Genomic DNA, 18545 nt, shown 5'->3' on the forward strand with positions numbered 1-18545 from the left:
CCGGTTCGCGGCACGCGGCCGGCGATCATTCGCGATTTTCGTGCGGTTCGACCGCGATGTCCTCTTGCGGGATGGGCGGCCGTTTCGTTTGACGGCCTGGCCGTAGCGGCGATACGTCGGGACGATGACTGAGTGGCAATTCTGGATCGATCGCGGCGGCACCTTCACCGACGTGGTCGCGGTGGATCCGTTGGGGAAACTCCACAGCGCCAAGCTTCTCTCCGAGAATCCCGAACATTATGACGACGCGGCGGTCGCGGCGATCCGCGGGCTGACCGGGGTCGGCGACGGCGAACTGCCGCCGGCCGATATCCGCATCGGCACGACGATCGCGACAAACGCGCTGCTCGAGCGCAAGGGCGAACCGGTGCTGCTGGCGATCACCCGCGGCTTCGGCGATGCGCTGACGATCGGCTATCAGGACCGGCCCGATATCTTCGCGACCGCGATCCGGCGGCGGCCGCCGGTCCATGCCCGGGTGGTCGAGATCGACGAGCGGGTGACCGCCGATGGCGAGGTGCTGCAGCCGATCGATCTCGCCGCAGCGCGCGCCGGATTGGCCGCAGCCTTCGACGCCGGGTTGCGTGCGATCGCGATCGTGCTGATGCACGGCTATCGCCACGTTGCGCATGAAGAGGCGCTCGCCGAACTCGCCGCCGAAATCGGTTTCACCCAGATTTCGGTCAGCCACCGGGTCGGGGCGCTGATCAAGCTGGTCGGGCGCGGCGATACCAGTGTGGTCGATGCCTATCTGTCGCCGGTGCTCGGCCGCTATGTCGACGGGTTGCGTCGCGCGCTCGGCGACGGGCAGGCCCCCTTGTTCATGCAGTCGAACGGCGGGCTGATCGACGGGCGGCTGTTCGCGGGCAAGGATGCGATCCTGTCGGGGCCGGCCGGAGGCATTGTCGGCATGGCCCGCACCGCCGAGGAGGCCGGGTTCGACGCAGTAATCGGCTTCGACATGGGCGGCACCTCGACCGACGTCTCGCTCTATGCCGGGCGGTTCGAGCGCGACAATGAGACGATCGTCGCCGGCGCGCGCATCCGCGCGCCGATGATGCGGATCCACACCGTTGCCGCCGGCGGCGGATCGATCTGCCGGTTCGATGACGGCCGCTTCGTGGTCGGGCCGCAATCGGCGGGCGCGGTGCCGGGGCCGGCCTGCTACCGGCGCGGCGGGCCACTGACGGTCACCGACTGCAACGTCATGCTCGGCAAGGTCCGGCCCGACTATTTTCCGCACCTGTTCGGCCCCGGCGGCGACCAGCCGATCGATGTCGCCGCGGTCGAGGCGCGCTTCGCCGAGCTGGGCGGCGGGCTCGGGGCGCGCAAGGCGGCCGAGGGGATGATCGCGGTCGCGGTCGCCAGCATGGCCAATGCGATCAAGGCGATTTCGGTGGCACGCGGCCACGATGTTGCCCGCTTCACTTTGGCCTGCTTCGGCGGCGCCGGCGGCCAGCATGCCTGTCTGGTCGCCGATGAACTGGGCATGGAGCGGGTGATGATCCATCCGCTGGCGGGGGTGCTGTCGGCCTATGGCATGGGGCTCGCCGATCGCCGGGTGCTGCGCGAGCGGACATTGGGGCTGAATCTCTCCGATCAGGCGATGCCGGCGCTGGAGCAAGCGCTTGCTGCGCTCTCGGGCGAGGCCGAGACGGCGCTGCGGTCGCAGCATATCGGCGATGCGCATGTGCGGTGCGAGGCGCAGGTCCATCTGCGCTATGCCGGCACCGACAGCCTCGTCGAGGTCGCAGCGGCCGACCTGCCGACGATGCGCGCGGCGTTCGAGACGGCGCACCAATTGCGGTTCGGCTTCATCGGCGAGGCCGGGCTGGTCGCCGAGATGATCCGGGTCGAGGCGATCGCCGGCGATGCTGCGCAGCATATCGTCGTGGCGCGGGGCAGCGGCGAGGGCATGCCGGTCGCAACCGTCGAGACCTTCATGGCCGGTGCGCCACGCGCGACGCCGATCTTCGACCGCGCGACGATCGGCGAGGGCTGGCAGGTCGAGGGGCCGGCGCTGATCACCGATCCGGTCTCGACCACCGTCGTCGAGCCGGGCTGGCGGGCCGCGGTCGATCGGGTCGGCAATCTGATCCTCGACCGCACGCTGCCGCGCGCACGGGCCGTCGCCGAAGCCGGCGTCGTCGATCCGGTGCGGCTCGAGATCTTCGCCGGGCTGTTCATGGCGATCGCCGAAGAGATGGGGGCGGCGCTGCGGCACAGTGCCTCGTCGGTCAATATCCGCGAGCGGCTCGATTTCTCATGCGCGCTGTTCGACGGCGCGGGGAACCTCATCGCCAATGCCCCGCATATCCCGGTCCATCTCGGATCGATGGGCGAGAGCATCCGCACCGTCATCGCGCGCCGTTCCATCGCCACCGACGGGCGCGGGATGAAGCCCGGCGACGTCTATGCGCTCAACGCGCCCTATGACGGTGGCACCCATCTGCCCGACGTCACCGTGATCATGCCGGTGTTCGCAGACGACGGCGATGCGGCGCCAGCCTGGTTCGTCGCCGCGCGCGGCCATCATGCCGATATCGGCGGGATCAGCCCCGGATCGATGCCGCCCGACAGTGTCAGCGTCGAGCAGGAAGGGGTGATCCTCGACAATCTGCTGCTGGTCGATGCCGGCCATTTCCGCGAGATCGAAACCCGCGCGCTGCTCGGTTCGGGGCGCTGGCCGTCGCGCAATCCCGACCAGAATATTGCCGACCTCACCGCGCAGATTGCCGCCTGCGCGCGCGGCGCCGCCGAACTGCGGCGGATCGCCGGCGACTATGGCCGCGGCGTCGTCGACGCCTATATGGGCCATGTCCAGGACCATGCCGAAGTCGCGGTGCGCCGGCTGATCGGGACGCTGCACGGCGGCGATTTCGCTTATGCGATGGACGATGGCGCGACGATCCGGGTGGCGGTGTCGGTCGACACGCAGGCCTGCACCGCCCGGATCGATTTCGCGGGCACCAGCGCGCAGCATCCCGGCAATTTCAACGCGCCGCTGTCGGTGGTGCGCGCGGCGATACTCTATGTGCTGCGCGCGCTGATCGACGAGCAGGTGCCGCTCAACGACGGCTTCCTGCGCCCGATCGAGATCGTCGTCCCCGAAGGATCGATGCTGCATCCGCGCTTTCCCGCGGCGGTGGTCGCGGGCAATGTCGAGACCAGCCAGGTGATCACCGATGCGCTGTTCGGCGCGCTCGGGGCGATGGCGGGGGCGCAGGGGACGATGAACAACTTCACCTTCGGCAACGACCGCCACCAATATTATGAGACGATCGCCGGTGGATCGGGGGCGGGACCGGGTTTCGACGGCACCGCGGTGATCCAGACCCATATGACCAACAGCCGGCTGACCGATCCCGAGATCCTCGAAACCCGCTTCCCGGTGCTGGTCGAGCAATTCGCGATCCGGCGCGGGTCGGGCGGTGCCGGCGCGCATCGCGGCGGCGACGGCGCGACCCGGCGCATCCGCTTCCGCGAGCCGATGCATGCGGGGATATTGTCGAACCGCCGGGTGGTGCCGCCGTTCGGGCTGGCGGGCGGCGCCGACGGCGCGCCGGGCGTCAACCGGCTCGAGCGGGTGGACGGAACGGTCGAGGTCTTGCCCGCGACCGCCGCGGTCGAGATGGCGGCGGGGGATGTGTTCGTGATCGAGACGCCGGGTGGCGGTGGTTATGGGGTGGAGGAGGCGCCGTCATCCCGGCCCCCGGATCGGGGCTGCGCCCCGTCCGAAGACAGGCATTGCCCGGGATCTCAGGCGTCAGGGACGGAGCATGAGGCGGGTGTGGTGGCATACGACCGAGATCCCGGCCTCCGCCGGGATGACGCAGAGTACCGCTGATGCTGGTCCTCGCCGGCATCGTGGTGATCGTCGCGGGTTTTCTGCTGCGCTTCAATCCGCTGGTGGTGGTGATCGTCTCGGCGATCGTCACCGGGCTCGCGGCCGGGCTCGATCCGGTCGCGATCCTTTCGGCGTTCGGCAAGGCGTATAACGACAACCGCTATGTGACGATCATCTACATCGTGCTGCCGGTGATCGGCCTGCTCGAACGGCACGGCCTGCAGGAACGCGCGCGCAGCCTGATCGCGGGGATGCGCGGGGCGACGGCGGGGCGGTTGCTGATCGCCTATCTGCTGTTCCGGCAACTGACCTCGGCGCTGGGGCTGACCTCGATCGCGGGACCGGCGCAGACGGTGCGGCCGCTGGTCGCGCCGATGGCCGATGCCGCCGCCGATGTGCAGCGCGGTGCGCCCGATCCCGAGGATGAGAGCGCCAAGGCGATGGCGGCGGCGACCGACAATATCGGGCTGTTCTTCGGCGAGGATATCTTCATCGCGATCGGATCGATCCTGCTGATGAAGGGAGTGCTCGAAGGCTATGGCATCGAGATCGAGCCCTTCCATCTGTCGATGTGGGCGATCCCGACCGCGATCGCCGCCTTCCTGATCCACGGCGCCCGGTTGCTGTTGTTCGATCGCCGGTTGAAGCGGCGATGATCGGTCTCGGTTTCATCTACGCGGTCGCCGGCGCGATGTTCGCCGCGTTCGCGGTGTTGGCGGCACGCGACCGGCGTTACGCCAATGCCGCCTTCTGGGGCCTGATCGCGCTCAGCTTCTTCGCCGGCGACCTTCTGGGTAATCTCGGCAATGGCGTGCTGGTGCTCGCTTTGGTGTCGATCGCCGGATCGGGGCGAATGCGACGGGGGCGGGGCGCGGGCGATAGCGATGCAGCCGCGCGCCAGGTCGAGAGCGATCGCCGCGGCAACCGGCTGTTCCTGCCGGCGTTGATCGTGCCGGTGGTGGCGCTGATCGGCACGCTCGCCTTCAAGCAATTTCCCGGCATCGTCGAACCCAAGCAGGTGACCCTGGTCTCGCTGGCGCTCGGCGTGCTGATCGCGCTGGCGGCCTGCTATGCCTGGCTGCGGCCGGGCGTCGCGGCGCCGTTCGCCGAGGGCGGGCGGCTGATGGACAGCGTCGGCTGGGCGGCGGTGCTGCCGCAGATGCTGGCGAGCCTGGGCGCGGTGTTCGCGCTCGCCGGGGTCGGCGACGTCGTCGGCGGGCTTGCCGGGCAGGCGATCCCGCAGGACAGCCTGATCGGCGCGGTGATCGCCTATGGGCTGGGCATGGCGCTGTTCACGATGGTGATGGGCAATGCCTTCGCGGCCTTCCCGGTGATGGCGGCGGCGATCGGCATCCCGCTGCTCGTCCGGCATTTCCATGGCGATCCGGCAATCGTCGCGGCGATCGGCATGCTGGCCGGCTTCTGCGGGACGCTGATGACGCCGATGGCGGCCAACTTCAACATCGTCCCGGCGGCGCTGCTCGACCTCAAGGACCGTTACGGCGTGATCCGTGCGCAGATCCCGACGGCTCTGCCGCTGCTGGCCGTCAACATCGCACTCCTTTATTGGCTGGCTTTCCGATGACCCGTCTCGATCCCGATATCGCCGCACGCTTCATGACGATGACCGCGGGCCATCTCACCCGCGAATATCCCAATAAGTTGGACCATGTGATGACCGGGGCTGGGGACGTGCAATCGCCGTCGCAGCTCCACCCGATCTTTTACGGGAGTTTCGACTGGCATAGCTGCGTCCATGGCTGGTGGCAGGTGCTGCGGCTGGCGCGGCTCTATCCGACGCTGCCCGCGGCGGCGCGGATCCGCGAACTCGCCGATGCGATGCTGACCGAGGAGAAGGCCGCCGGCGAACTCGCCTATCTCGAACGGCCGGCATCGGCTTCGTTCGAGCGGCCTTATGGCTGGGCCTGGCTGATGGCGCTGCATCACGAGCTGACGCTGCACGACGGGCAGCCCTGGGCGGCGCGGATCGAACCGATGGCGCGGCTGTTCGCCAACAGCTTTCGCGCTTATCTGCCGCGGCTGACCTACCCGATCCGGGTCGGCGCCCATTATAACAGCAGCTTCGCGCTGGTGCTCGCGCATGACTGGGCGGTCTTCCATGACGAGCCGCTGGCTGCGTCGATCGCCGAGCGTGCCGGCCACTGGTTTGGCGAGGACCGTGGTTGCCAGGCCTGGGAGCCCGGCGGCGACGAATTCCTGTCGTCGGCGCTGACCGAGGCGCTGCTGATGAGCCGGGTGTTGCCGCGACCCGCGTTTCGCGACTGGTTCGCGGGTTTTCTGCCGCATGTCGCCGAACGGCGGCCCGCGACGCTGTTCACCCCCGCCTTCGTGTCCGACCGCGACGACGGCAAGATCGCGCATCTCGACGGGCTCAACCTCAGCCGCGCCTGGTGCTGGCGGGGGATCGCCAAAAGGCTGGGCGGCGAGCATCCGCTGGCGGCGCTGATGCACGCCACTGCCGACGAGCATCTCCACGCCGCGATGCCGCATCTCGGCGACACCTATATGGGCGAACATTGGCTGGCGAGCTTCGCGCTGCTCGCGCTCGAAGCCTGATCGCGATGGCCTACAGATTTCACTATCGTTGCAGTTCGACTGTCGGCAGCGCATAGGCGGACGATGCTCAGTGACCATATCCTCTTCATCGACGGCGAAGCGATCGTCGTCGACAAGCCGGCGGGACTGCCGGTCGATCCGCCGCGTGACGGCAGCGTCAGCGTGGAGAACCATCTCCAGTCGCTGACCTACGGCTTCAAGCGCTGGCCGCACCCGGTCCACCGGCTCGACCGCGACACCTCGGGCTGTCTGCTGCTGTCGCGCAACCCGAAGGCGCATGCCCGTTTCGGCCAGGCGTTCGAGGCCGGGACCGTCGAGAAACTCTATTATGCGGTGCTGGCGGGTATTCCCGAGGCCAAGGAGGGTGTCGTCGATCTGGCGCTCGCCAAGGTATCGAGCAAGGCGCGCGGCTGGCGGATGGTCGGCGATCCCAAGGGCAAGCCTGCGCAGACCGCCTGGCGGGTGATCGCCGAGGAAAATGGCCGGGCGCTGGTCGAGTTCAAGCCGAAGACCGGCCGCACCCACCAGATCAGGGTCCATGCCGCCAGCGGGATCGGGGTGCCGATATATGGGGATACGGTCTATGGCAGCGGCGGGCAGGGGGCGTTGCTCCATGCCGCGTCGCTGAGCCTGCCGCGCGACGGCAAGCCGCCGATCGAGGCCAAGGCACCGCTGCCCGCGCGTTTCATCGCGCTGGGCTTCGTCGATCCCTATGTACCGCCGAAGGGCAGGGCCTATATCGACCCGCTGCCGTCGGACGAGGCCATTTAATCGGAGACCTTGCCGCGCAGGCTCTTGACGTTCGAGCGCTTGGCCTTGCCGTCCATCCGGCGGGCCTTGGCGGCTTTGCTCGGTTTGGTCGGGCGGCGTTTCTTCGGGACGATCGTCGCCTCGCGGATCAGGTCGATCAGCCGTTCGCGGACCTCCTGCCGGTTGAGCAGCTGCGAGCGGGCGCCTTCGCTGCGCAGCACGAGGATGCCGTCGCGGGTCAGCCGCGATCCCGCGAGCACCGCCAGCCGGTTCTTGACCGCGTCGGGCAGGCTGGGCGAATTGCCGACGTCGAAGCGCAGCAGCACCGCGCTGTCGGTGGTGTTGACATGCTGCCCGCCCGGACCGCCGGCGCGGGTGAAGCTTTCCTCGATCTCGCTGTCGTCGATCGAGATGGAACGGGTGACGGGGATGGCGACCATGTCGGGCTATTAGCCTGTGCGATGGACGAAAGCAGCAGTTTCGATCGACGATGCACGAAGCGGGTTGAAGCCGCGGGCGGGCAGGGCCAGATCGGGCGATCGAATATCGAAGGACCGGCCATGTATGATTTCGCGGTGAAGGCCGATGCGGCCAAGGAAGAGCTCTACAAGGATCTGCTGTCGGCGATCGGCGCGATCACCGCCGACGAGACCGATCCGATCGCCAACATGGCCAATGCCGCGGCGTTGATCTGGGATTTTCTGCCCGACCTCAACTGGGCGGGCTTCTACCGGGTCGTCGGCGACCAGCTTGTGCTCGGACCGTTCCAGGGCAAGGCGGCGTGCATCCGGATCGATTTCGGCAAGGGGGTGTGCGGCACCGCCGCGGCAACCCGCGAGGTCCAGTGCATCGAGGACGTCCACGCCTTTCCCGGCCATATCGCCTGCGATGCCGCCTCGGCCTCCGAACTGGTGGTGCCGATCGAGCAGCAGGGCCGGCTGATCGGGGTGCTCGACCTCGACAGCCCGGTGGTAGGGCGGTTCGATGCGGTCGACGTGCAGGGGTGTAGTGCGCTGATGGCGGTGCTGGGGCCGAGAATATCGGGATGAGCGGACGGGCGCGGACGCGCGCGCCCTCCCATAACCGTCATGCCAGTCTGCGCTGATAGGCGTCATGCCTCGCGGCTCGACCCCAAGCTCGTCATTCCGGCGGAGGCCGGAATCTCAGGCGTCAGGGACGGAGCATGAGGCGGGTGTGGTGGCATACGACCGAGATCCCGGCCTCCGCCGGGATGACGAACTAACGTAACGCTTATGAGCCTGCGCCGGCATGACGGTTGTGGAAAGACAGAAAGGTAGGCGCTACTTCCGCGGTTCGCCGGCCGCGAAGGTGATCAGGCTCTCGCCGCCGTTCGCGCCGAGCGCGGCGACGCCGAAGAAATTGTCGTCGATGTTGATGTTCTTGAGCACCAGTTCGCCGCCCTGGACGTCGCGATGGTCGGTCCAGTCGATGCCGTCGGCGCGGCGCCAGTAGATGCGATAGCCGGTGGCGCCGGGAACCGCCGACCATCTGACGGTGGTGTCGTCGCTGAGCGCGCCCTTGATCGTCGCGGTCGCGGGGGCGGCCGGCGCATCGGCGAGCGCGCGGGCGGCGGCGACGTTGAGGTTGGTGACCTTGGCGAGATAGGGGAAGTCGACCCCATCGATCGTGTCGCCATAGGCGCGGCCATTCTCGGTGCGCAGATCCTGATGCTGGCGGTCGTAATTCTCGGTCGCCTCCGAGATGCGGACCGCGGGATAGCCCGCGTCGAGCAACGGGCTATGGTCGCCGCCGCGCTGGAAGCGGTCGGGGCGGCGGATCGCGAGCACCTCGAGTCCCGCCTTCGCACTGGCGCCGATCCGGTCCACATATTTGGCGAGCGCGCGCGACGGGCCGTCATCCTCGCCGCCGATGCCGCGGCGATTCTTGCTCTCGTCGGGGCCTTCCGACGAGCGGATGCCCTCGCTGAACACGCGTACCCGATTGTCGATATGCTCGCCGCCGATGCCATGGCTGTTGCCGACGATGTCGTTGTTGAGCTGGGCGGTCACCTGCCAGCCGCGCGCCTTGGCGGTCCGGGCGAGCAACTGCCCGCCGAACAGCCCCTGCTCCTCGCCCGAGAGGACTGCGAATATGATCGTGGCGTCGTGCTTCTGTTTGCTCAGGAGCCGCGCGGCCTCGATCACCAGCGCGACCCCCGAGCCGTCGTCGTTCGCGCCCGGTGCGTCGGCGGTGGCGTTCATCACGTCGGTGACGCGGCTGTCGATATGCGCCGACAGGATCACCACCCGGTTGGGATCGCCGGTGCCCTTGAGCACGCCGAGCATATTGACGATCTCGACCCCGTCGGGGGCGCGGGCGCCGGTGAAGCGCTCGGCGACCTTCTCGACGGTCAGGCAGCCGCCGCAATCCTTGCCGATCGCCGCGAACCGATCGGCGGCCCAGGCGCGGGCGGCGCCGATGCCGCGTTTGGGATCGGTCGGCGACGACAAGGTGTGGCGGGTACCGAAGCTCACCAGCTTCGCGATCGTCGCGTGGAGTTCGTCGGGGCTGGCGCCGGCCGGCGGGGCGGCGGACAGGCTGGTCGAAGCAAGCAGCAGGGCGAGCGGGGCGGCGAGACGGATCATGATGTTCCTCAACTCAGGCGATCGAGCGCTTCGTCACTCAACGATCCGGGGATGATCATCAAGGGGCAGGGAAGCTGGCCGGCCTCGGCACCGGCGAAATGGGTGACGAGCTTGCCCGGCGATCCGCCGGCGGCGGCGCCGAGCACCAGCGCCGCGACATTGGGGCGCTCGGCGAGCAGTGCCTTGACGATCGCGACTCCGTCGCCCTGTTTGACCGTGATCGACGGGCGCATGCCGGTTTCGTCGATCAGTTCACCGGCGGCCTGCGCGACCATCGCCTCGGCGCGCAGCCGGGCTTCCTCCTCCATAGCCTGCTGGACGGCGCCCCACTGGACGAATTCGGGGGGCGGGACGAGCGCGAGGATCTCGACCGCGCCGCCGGTCTTGGCGGCGCGGCGCGCGGCGAAGCGCAGGGCGATTCTCGCCTCGTCGCTGTCGTCGACTACAACCAAATAGGTACGCACCGTCATCCATCTTCCCCCGTTTCCGGTGAGGGTGCGCCAGCTACGGCCTTTGTGCAAGCCTAAGCCCTTGACCTCCGGGTGGCGAGCGGGAAAGACAGGCGCTCCTTAAGACAGACGCCTTGCCGAAGGGGCCGCCTCGATGCCGATCGAACTGAAAATGCCTGCTCTCTCCCCGACGATGGAGGAGGGCACGCTGGCCAAATGGCTGGTGAAGGAAGGCGATATGGTCAAGTCGGGCGACCTGCTCGCCGAGATCGAAACCGACAAGGCCACGATGGAATTCGAAGCCGTCGACGAGGGCAAGGTCGCCAAGATCGTCGTGCCCGAAGGCACCGGTGGAGTGAAGGTCGGTGCGGTGATCGCGCTGATCGAAGGCGAGGACGAAGCGCCCGCCGCCAAGCCCGCCCCCGCCAAGGCCGACGCACCCAAGGTCGAGACCGCGAAGGTCGAGGCACCGGCGGCCGAGCCCAAGAAGGAGGCCGAGGTCGCCAAGCCGGCGCCGACTCCGGCCCCTGCGGCCGAGACCGGCGACCGGGTCAAGGCGAGCCCGCTCGCGCGCCGTCTCGCCGCCGCCGACGGCGTCGATCTGGCGAGCGTCAGCGGTTCCGGTCCGAACGGCCGGATCGTGAAGGCCGACCTCGAAGGCGCCGCAAAGGGCGCCGCGCCTGCAGCCGCGCCGGCTGCGGCCGCCCCTACCGCTGCTCCGGCAGCCGCGCCTGCGCCCGCCAAGCCCGCTGCGGCTGCGGCCAAGCCAGCGCCGGCGGCCCCCGCCGGTCCTACCGAGATTCCGTCGGAGACGGTCAAGCTGTCGAGCATGCGCAAGGTGATCGCGCGCCGCCTGACCGAGTCGATGCAGCAGAGCCCGCACATCTATCTGACGGTCGATATCCAGCTCGACGCGCTGCTCAAGCTGCGTGGCGAACTCAACAAGTCGCTCGAGAGCCGCGGCGTGAAGCTGTCGGTCAACGACCTGCTGATCAAGGCGCTCGCGGTAGCGCTGATGGAAGTGCCCGACTGCAACGTCTCGTTCGCCGGCGACACGCTGATCAAGTACAAGCGCGCCGACATCTCGGTCGCGGTCGCGATCCCGGGCGGGCTGATCACCCCGATCGTCACCAGCGCCGACACCAAGAGCATGTCGGCGATCGCGACCGAAGCCAAGGACCTCGCCAAGCGCGCCAAGGAAGGAAAGCTGCAGCCGCAGGAATATATGGGCGGCACCGCCTCGATCTCGAACATGGGCATGTTCGGGATCAAGCACTTCACCGCGGTGATCAACCCGCCCCAGGCGATGATCATGGCGGTCGGTTCGGGCGAGCAGCGGCCTTATATCGTGGGTGGCGAACTGGGCGTCGCGACGATCATGTCGGCGACCGGCAGCTTCGACCATCGCGCGATCGACGGCGCGGTCGGCGCGCAGCTGATGGCGGCGTTCAAGCGACTGGTCGAGAACCCGATGGGGCTGCTGGCTTGAGCCAGCCGCCTTCACTCTTCATCCCTCTCCCTTTTGGGGAGAGGGAGGGGCCCGCCGCGCAGCGGTGGGAGGGTGAGGGCACGGCCTATCCATCGGAGAACATCGGTGACGCGTTCCGATAGAAATATCTTTAAAGAAGCGGATCGAGCCATGATGTCGGCACCTGTTATACAACCGTGCCCTCACCCTCCCAAGCCTGCGGCTTGGGCCCCTCCCTCTCCCCTGCAGGGAGAGGGGTCAGGAGTCGCAGCATGACCACCGACGAACTTCCGCCTGTCGATCAGCCGGCGGTGCGCGTGATCGCGATGCCGGCGGATACCAATCCCTATGGCGACATCTTCGGCGGCTGGCTGATGAGCCTGATGGACTCGGCGGCCGGATCGATCGCCGCGCGCCATTCGAAGGGGCGTGCGGTGACGATCGCGGTCGACGGGATGACCTTCCTGCGCCCGGTCGTGGTCGGCGATGAGGTGTCGGTCTATGCGACGCTCAAGTCGGTCGGCCGCACCTCGATGACGATCGCGGTCGAGGCGTGGCGGCGGACCCGGCATGACGATGTCAGCTACCGCGTGACCCGCGCCGATTTCACCTTCGTGGCGCTCGGCGACGATCGCCAGCCGCGCAAGGTGCCGCCGATGCCGGCGTCCGTTTCCTAACATCCCCTTCTACCGCGACAGGATATCCGCATGGCCGACAATTTCGATCTCATCATCCTCGGCTCGGGCCCGGGCGGCTATGTCGCCGCGATCCGCGCGTCGCAGCTGGGGCTCAAGACCGCGATCATCGAGCGCGAGAGCCTGGGCGGGATCTGCCTCAACTGGGGCTGCATCCCGACCAAGGCGCTGCTGCGCTCGTCCGAAATCTATCATTATATGCAGCACGCCGCCGATTACGGCCTGTCGGCGGGGGCCCCGAGTTTCGACCTCGGCAAGGTGGTGCAGCGTTCGCGCGGGGTCGCCAAGCAGCTCAACATGGGCGTCACCGGCCTCATGAAGAAGCACAAGATCACCGTCTATTTCGGTGACGGCACGCTGACCGGCAAGGGCAAGCTGTCGGTGACCAAGGACGGCAAGACCACCGAGCTGACCGCCAAGGACGTCATCGTTGCCACCGGCGCCCGCGCCCGCGACCTGCCGTTCGCCAAGGCCGACGGCAAGCGGATCTGGACCTACCGCCATGCGATGGTGCCGGCCGAGATGCCGACCGATCTGCTGGTGATCGGATCGGGCGCGATCGGCGTCGAATTCGCGAGCTTCTACAACGACATGGGTTCCAAGGTGACGATCGTCGAGATGCTCGACCGGATCCTGCCGGTCGAGGATGCCGAGGTCAGCGCGTTCATGACCAAGTCGCTGACCAAGCAGGGGATGACGATCCGCCCGTTGACCGGCGTCCAGAAGATCGACGCGACCGCGACCGGGATCAAGGCCGAGATCAAGGACAAGGACGGCAAGGTCACCACCGAGGATTACAGCCATGTGATCGTCGCGGTCGGGATCGTGCCGAACACCGAGAATATCGGGCTCGAGGCGGTCGGGGTGAAGACCGAACGCGGCCATATCCTGATCGACGGCAATTGCCGGACCAATGTCGAGGGGATCTGGGCAATCGGCGACGTCGCCGGCGCGCCCTGGCTGGCGCACAAGGCGATGCACGAGGCGGTGATCGCGGTCGAGGCGATCGCCGGCGGCCATCCGCACGCGATGGACGTCCGCAACATCCCGGGCTGCACCTATTGCCACCCGCAGATCGCCAGCGTCGGGCTGACCGAGGCCAAGGCGATCGAAGCCGGCTACAAGGTCAAGGTCGGCCGCTTCCCGTTCATCGGCAACGGCAAGGCGATCGCGCTGGGCGAGGTCGAGGGTTTCGTGAAGACGGTGTTCGACGAGGCGACCGGCGAACTGCTCGGCGCGCATATGGTCGGTGCCGAGGTCACCGAGCTGATCCAGGGCTATACGATCGGCAAGACGCTCGAGACCACCGAGGCCGAACTGATCGGCACCGTCTTCCCGCATCCGACGATCAGCGAGACGATGCACGAAGCCGTGCTTTCGGCTTATGGGCGGCCGCTCCACATCTGATCGGCTGCAGGTGACGGCGGGCTGAAGATCAGCCGGCCGTCACCTGCGGCGAGACATAGTCGGCGTCGTGGGCGAAGGGCAGCGCGGTGCCCTTGTCGAGCGCGTCGAGGATCGCGGCGAAGTCGGTCTCGCAGCGGAAGCCGAGCCGGGCTTCGATATGGCCGGCGTCATAGACCCGGCCGAGGCTCGTCGGCAGCGACCAGCCCTTGCTGGCATAGATTTCGGCGGCCCGCGGGAAATGCCGGGCGATCACCGTCGGCGCGTCCTGTTTGAGCGCCGGCGCATCGGCGGGCGCGAACGGGGGCGGCGCCGAAACGATGAAGATGTCGTGGCCGATCGCGGGTGCCCGGTCGAGCGCGATGACATGGGCACGGGCGGCGTCCGCGACGGTCAGGCGGCGGTGGAGGAATTCGTTGGCCTTCATATTCTCGCCCGACAGACCGCGATCGCTGTCGTCCTCTTCGGGAAAGAAGCGCGCGGTGCGCAGCACGACCGCGTTCAGGCCATGGTCGGTGCTGTAGAGGCGGCACAGCCCCTCGGCGGCGAGCTTGGTGACGCCGTAGATGTTGCGCGGGACCGGCGGGCCGGATCGTTCGGTCAGCCAGATCGCGCGGTCGCCGGCCTCGTCGCGGATCGCCTGGCTGATCATCAGCGAGGTGGTCGAGGTGAAGACGAAGCGATCATGGCGCGCGGCCGCGGCGGCCTCGAGCAGGTTCAGCGTGCCGGTGATATTGACGTCGACGAACGCCTGCGCGGGGTAACGGACGATATCAGGCTTGTGGAGCGCGGCGCCGTGGATCACCGCCTCGATGCCGTGCCGGGCGAAGATGGCGTCGATCAACGCGCGGTCGGCGACGCTGCCCAGAAACCGGGTGCAGGGGCCGGGGGCGGTGTCGAGCCCGATCGCGTCATGGCCGGCCGCGGCCAGCATGGGGGCGAGATGGCGGCCGAGCCAGCCCGACGATCCTGTCAGCAAGATGCGCATGGGCATCGGTTAGCGCAGGATCGCCGCGGCCGGAAGGCGGGGAGCGCGAACCGCTCCCCGCGAGGGTTAGCGGCAGACGCGGACGCGGTGGTGGTGGCGCCATTCCATCCAGCAATGGCGGTGATGGCGGCCATTGCCATACCAGCCGCGACGGTCGTCTTGCCAGCGGCGATCGTCGTTCCAGCGATGGTCGCCGCGGCGATGGTCGTCATAGCGGCTGTCATGCCAGTCGCGGGCCTGGGCGGGCGCCGACGCACCGATGGCCGCGACGGCGATCCCGACGGCGGCGAACATATGGGTGAGCTTCATATCATCATCCTCTTTCCGCCCGGGGGGATCGGGCAGAATCAGAGGTAGCGTGTCGGCGACGAATCCGGCCTGAACGCGGTTGTAATCTGACGTACAGCTTGCGGCCGCTTACTCGGCGTCGCCTTCCTCGACCGGCTGCACCGCCATCGCCGGCAGCGGGCGCAGGCTGCGGTTGAGTGCGAAGCCCTGCGAGGCGAGCAGCGCGGGCATGTCGTCGGGGCGGCCGCTGGCGCGGATCGCGAGCGCGGTGAAGCCGGCATTGAGCAGGGCGGTGATGTCGCGGTTGCGCTGCCAGCTCGACGGCGCGCCGAGCACGATCGCGATCAGCCGCTGGCCGCCGCGCACCGCCGAGGCGGCGAGGGTGAAGCCGCTGTCGACGGTGAAGCCGGTCTTGATCCCGTCGAGGCCGACGAACTGGCCGAGCAGCTTGTTGTGGTTGGCGATGCGCTGGCGCCCGTAGCTGAAGCTCTGCTCGCTGAAATAGCCATATTTGTCGCGGTGGTTGCGCAGCAGCGCCGCCGACAGGATCGCGAGATCGTTGGCTGAGGTGAAATGCGCCGGATCGGGCAGGCCGCTGGCGTTGGAAAACACGGTCTGGCGCATGCCGAGCGACCGCGCCTTGGCGGTCATCAGCCGGGCGAAATTGGTCTCGGTGCCGCCGATCTTCTCGGCGAGCGCGACCGCGATGTCGTTGGCCGACTTGACCGCGACCACGCCGATCGCGTCGGCGACGCTGATCGACTGGCCGGGGGCGAGGCCGAGCTTGGAAGGCTTCTGCGACGCCGCATGGCGCGAGACGATGACCCGGTCGGTGAGCTGGATGCGGCCGGCGTCGAGCGCGTCGAACACCAGATAGAGCGTCATCACCTTGGTGATCGACGCCGGATAGCGGATCGCGCTGCCCTGTTCCTGGTACAGGATCTCGCCGGTGTCGGCGTTCATCAGCACCGCCGAGAAGCGCGGCGGCCCGAGCGGGCTGACCGCGAAGGCGGGCGAGGGCGCGATGACGAGCGCGGGTGCCAGTGCCAGGCCGATCGCGGCGGCGAGGCGGGTGATGCTGCGGGGCAAATCGACGCGCACGCTATATGGCATTTTCGCCATATCCAGTCCCCTTTGTTATCGACCAGATAGGCTTGATTCTGAAGGAAAATTCCGATGCCTGCAATCGACCGCACCGGTGCCCGGGTGCGGTTCGACTCATTTTAGGCACGGTCGACCTTGTCGGCGTAGATCAGGCGGCCGGGCCCGAGCCGATCCATCACATAGGACAGGTTGCTTGCGCCGAAGGCGAAGCAGCCTTCCGAGCGGCCGAGCTTGCCATGCTGGGCGATCATGTCCTTTTCGGCGTACCAGGCACCGTGGATGACGACCGCGCGGGCGCGGGCATTGCTGTTGGTCGGGTCGAGCCCGTCGATCCGGCGCGAACGGCCATGATTGCCGAAATATTCCTCGGCGGTGACATAGGCGCCGTCCGACGAGGCGGCCGACCCCATCGCGTTGGAGAAGCGCTGGAGCATGCCGGTGTGCGCGGGATCCGATCCGCGGCCATGGGCCACGAGCAGGCTTTCGACCCTGCCCGAGGCGACGTCGAGCAGATGGAAGCGCGGCTTGGCCGAGACGTCGTCGAAATCGCAGATGCCGATCACGTCGCGGCATTTGATGCGGCCGATGTTGCGGCTCATCGCCGCCAGCGCCCGGGTCCGCACTTCGGGGCGTAGGCCGCTCTGGCCGATCGGAGCGGCAAAAGCCTTGCCTCCGGTCAGCAGGGCTGCCCCGCCGATGAAACCCGCACCCAGCAACCCGCGCCGGCTAACCGGCGTGTCGATCAGTTCGTTCACTCTGTGCCCAACCCGCTCATACGCTAACAATGCGAGTAATTTAGGCTAAAGAGTTAACGATTTCGACCTGCTAGTGGACGTTTGTTCCGCCCGATATGGCGGTTTGACCGCAAATGGGGCACATCTCGTCGTGAAGAGGGTTAATCACCCTTAATTCCATCTCCGCAATATTATCCCGCCACCGGCGTGGCAGCGGGATGATCGGATCAGTGGATGGCCGCGCGGGGCGCGCCGCCGGCCATCGCCATCTGCATCGGGGTGCCGAGCCGCTGCGACAGCTTGGCATCGCGGCCATAAGGGTCGTCGAGGAAGCGGACGCCGCCATCCTCGGCCACCGCGGTGAAGTAGACGATGTAGACCGGCATGCTCTGCTGGAGCTGGAGGACCTTGGTCTTGTGCGGATCCTGGAGCGCCGTATCGAGTTCGCTGCCGCCATAGAGGGTCGCGGCGAGCTCGGCGATGTTCTGGACGCGGATGCAGCCATGGCTGAGCGCGCGCATGTCCTTGCCGAACGCCGCCTTGTTGGGGGTGTCGTGGAGATAGATGGCGTGCGGGTTGGGCATGTCGATCTTGATCCGGCCGAGCGCGTTGGTCGGCCCGGGCGCCTGTACGACGCGATAACCGCCGGCGATCTTGGTCGCCTTGAAGCCCTTGTTCTGCCAGCGGCCCTCCTTGAGCACGCTCGGCGGCAGCGTCCAGCTCGGATTGGCGACCACCGATTGCGCCTGGAGCGCGAGCTGCGGGGTCGGGGTCTTAGGGGCGCCGACGACGACGACGTAGTTCGCCTCCTCGCGATCGCCGTCCATCACCGACAGACGGTATGAGGGGACGTTGACATAGATATAGCGGTCACCGAGATCGCGCGGCATCCAGCGCCAGCGCTCGAGATTGGTGCGCAGCCGCTCGCGGTCGGCGCCGCTGGCATCGGCATAAGCGGCCTTGAGCGCGCGATACTGGTCGTTGCTCGGCAGGAGTGCCTCGAGCCACGTGTCGACCGCATTGCGATCGAGCGCCTGGGTCAGGCCGGTCTCGATCGTGTTGGGATCAGCGGGGGCGGGCAGGTACCAGTCGAACGCCGCCTTGTCGTCGATCCGACCGTCGGCATAGTCGTGCGCGAGCCGGCGGGCGCTGGCGTCGGCGACGGCATCGAGCACGGGGCCCTTCTGATCGGCATCGATCGCGGCGCGGAGCGCGCCGACCTGATAGTCGGCGGGGTTGAGGCCTTCCTCGGCCGAGGCCTCGACGACCTTGAGCAGCGCCTTGGCGTTGGATTTCGACCAGCGCGCCTCGGGCTGGGGTGCCGTCGCCGCGGCGACCGGGGCCGGCGTGGCGGCGTCCTGCGCGAGCGCGGGGGCATTGCCGCGGAGCAGGGCGGCGACCGCGAGGATCGGCAGCGCGGCGCTCCAGCGCAGCGCCGATCGGCGGAGCGTCGGAGGAGCGGCGAGTCCGGACGGACGAAAGAGCGGATGGGGTACGATACTCGAACATGGCGGACCTCCCTGGTGGTCACGCCATGAAACGGAGATGAAGCCAAACCGATCCGGCCCAGCATAGAAATATAGCAGGGTTGCCTGATGGAACCTTTTTCCGAATGGGTCAATGGAAAATATGCCG

The 18545-nt window shown here is 67.8% G+C and carries 17 protein-coding genes; 9 read left to right on the forward strand and 8 right to left on the reverse strand.

The window, feature by feature from the left end; translation table 11 throughout:
- Window positions 1-124: 124 nt before the first annotated feature.
- From AC1RM6_RS03345 to AC1RM6_RS03365, 5 genes are all read left to right on the forward strand, one after another.
- The gene (locus AC1RM6_RS03345; RefSeq protein WP_493098177.1) at window positions 125-3847 is read left to right on the forward strand and encodes a hydantoinase B/oxoprolinase family protein; all 3723 of its coding nucleotides are present in this window, start codon (window positions 125-127) and stop codon (window positions 3845-3847) included.
- Window positions 3847-4503, forward strand: a complete 657-nt coding sequence (locus tag AC1RM6_RS03350; RefSeq protein ID WP_493098178.1) for a DUF969 domain-containing protein — start codon at window positions 3847-3849, stop codon at window positions 4501-4503. The genes AC1RM6_RS03345 and AC1RM6_RS03350 overlap by 1 nt, the downstream gene beginning before the upstream one ends.
- Window positions 4500-5432: a DUF979 domain-containing protein gene (locus AC1RM6_RS03355; protein ID WP_493098179.1), complete on the forward strand. Its 933-nt coding sequence runs from the start codon at window positions 4500-4502 to the stop codon at window positions 5430-5432. The genes AC1RM6_RS03350 and AC1RM6_RS03355 overlap by 4 nt, the downstream gene beginning before the upstream one ends.
- Complete coding sequence (locus AC1RM6_RS03360; protein WP_493098180.1) at window positions 5429-6424, forward strand: DUF2891 domain-containing protein; 996 nt, start codon at window positions 5429-5431, stop codon at window positions 6422-6424. The genes AC1RM6_RS03355 and AC1RM6_RS03360 overlap by 4 nt, the downstream gene beginning before the upstream one ends.
- 63 nt (window positions 6425-6487) lie before the next feature.
- Window positions 6488-7195, forward strand: coding sequence for an RluA family pseudouridine synthase (locus AC1RM6_RS03365; RefSeq protein ID WP_493098181.1), 708 nt, complete (start codon window positions 6488-6490; stop codon window positions 7193-7195).
- Here AC1RM6_RS03365 and arfB read toward each other — a convergent pair.
- Window positions 7192-7614 carry an alternative ribosome rescue aminoacyl-tRNA hydrolase ArfB gene (gene arfB, locus AC1RM6_RS03370; RefSeq protein ID WP_493098182.1) on the reverse strand — a complete coding sequence of 141 codons (423 nt, stop codon included), beginning with the start codon at window positions 7612-7614 and terminating at the stop codon, window positions 7192-7194. The two genes, AC1RM6_RS03365 and arfB, sit on opposite strands and share 4 nt — an antisense overlap.
- Window positions 7615-7734: 120 nt before the next feature.
- Between arfB and AC1RM6_RS03375 the strand changes: the two genes are divergently transcribed.
- Window positions 7735-8223: a GAF domain-containing protein gene (locus tag AC1RM6_RS03375; RefSeq protein WP_493098183.1), complete on the forward strand. Its 489-nt coding sequence runs from the start codon at window positions 7735-7737 to the stop codon at window positions 8221-8223.
- A 252-nt stretch (window positions 8224-8475) separates the two neighbouring features.
- On the opposite strand, the gene AC1RM6_RS03380 is transcribed toward AC1RM6_RS03375, so the two are convergent.
- Window positions 8476-9780: a M28 family peptidase gene (locus tag AC1RM6_RS03380; protein WP_493098184.1), complete on the reverse strand. Its 1305-nt coding sequence runs from the start codon at window positions 9778-9780 to the stop codon at window positions 8476-8478.
- Window positions 9781-9788: 8 nt separating this feature from the next.
- Window positions 9789-10244: a universal stress protein gene (locus tag AC1RM6_RS03385; protein WP_493099518.1), complete on the reverse strand. Its 456-nt coding sequence runs from the start codon at window positions 10242-10244 to the stop codon at window positions 9789-9791.
- 139 nt (window positions 10245-10383) lie between these two features.
- Here AC1RM6_RS03385 and AC1RM6_RS03390 point away from each other — a divergent pair, with 139 nt between their 5' ends.
- The 3 genes from AC1RM6_RS03390 to lpdA all read left to right on the forward strand — a co-directional run bounded on the left by AC1RM6_RS03390 (window position 10384) and on the right by lpdA (window position 13799).
- On the forward strand, window positions 10384-11718 hold the full coding sequence (locus AC1RM6_RS03390) for a pyruvate dehydrogenase complex dihydrolipoamide acetyltransferase (RefSeq protein WP_493098185.1): 1335 nt from the start codon (window positions 10384-10386) through the stop codon (window positions 11716-11718).
- Between the two features lie 251 nt (window positions 11719-11969).
- The gene (locus AC1RM6_RS03395; RefSeq protein WP_493098186.1) at window positions 11970-12374 is read left to right on the forward strand and encodes an acyl-CoA thioesterase; all 405 of its coding nucleotides are present in this window, start codon (window positions 11970-11972) and stop codon (window positions 12372-12374) included.
- Between the two features lie 30 nt (window positions 12375-12404).
- The gene (gene lpdA / locus AC1RM6_RS03400; protein ID WP_493098187.1) at window positions 12405-13799 is read left to right on the forward strand and encodes a dihydrolipoyl dehydrogenase; all 1395 of its coding nucleotides are present in this window, start codon (window positions 12405-12407) and stop codon (window positions 13797-13799) included.
- Between the two features lie 28 nt (window positions 13800-13827).
- Here lpdA and AC1RM6_RS03405 read toward each other — a convergent pair whose 3' ends face one another.
- The 5 genes from AC1RM6_RS03405 to AC1RM6_RS03425 form a co-directional block, all read right to left on the reverse strand.
- Window positions 13828-14784, reverse strand: coding sequence for an NAD-dependent epimerase/dehydratase family protein (locus AC1RM6_RS03405; protein ID WP_493098188.1), 957 nt, complete (start codon window positions 14782-14784; stop codon window positions 13828-13830).
- 66 nt (window positions 14785-14850) lie between these two features.
- The gene (locus AC1RM6_RS03410) at window positions 14851-15093 is read right to left on the reverse strand and encodes a hypothetical protein (RefSeq protein ID WP_493098189.1); all 243 of its coding nucleotides are present in this window, start codon (window positions 15091-15093) and stop codon (window positions 14851-14853) included.
- Between the two features lie 108 nt (window positions 15094-15201).
- Window positions 15202-16194, reverse strand: coding sequence for a D-alanyl-D-alanine carboxypeptidase family protein (locus tag AC1RM6_RS03415; RefSeq protein ID WP_493098190.1), 993 nt, complete (start codon window positions 16192-16194; stop codon window positions 15202-15204).
- Window positions 16195-16295: 101 nt separating this feature from the next.
- Complete coding sequence (locus AC1RM6_RS03420) at window positions 16296-16931, reverse strand: murein L,D-transpeptidase catalytic domain family protein (RefSeq protein WP_493098191.1); 636 nt, start codon at window positions 16929-16931, stop codon at window positions 16296-16298.
- Window positions 16932-17137: 206 nt separating this feature from the next.
- Window positions 17138-18541, reverse strand: a complete 1404-nt coding sequence (locus AC1RM6_RS03425) for a L,D-transpeptidase family protein (protein ID WP_493099520.1) — start codon at window positions 18539-18541, stop codon at window positions 17138-17140.
- Window positions 18542-18545: the final 4 nt, after the last annotated feature.

It is taken from the genome of Rhizorhabdus sp. GW822-FHT03C02, assembly GCF_058801765.1.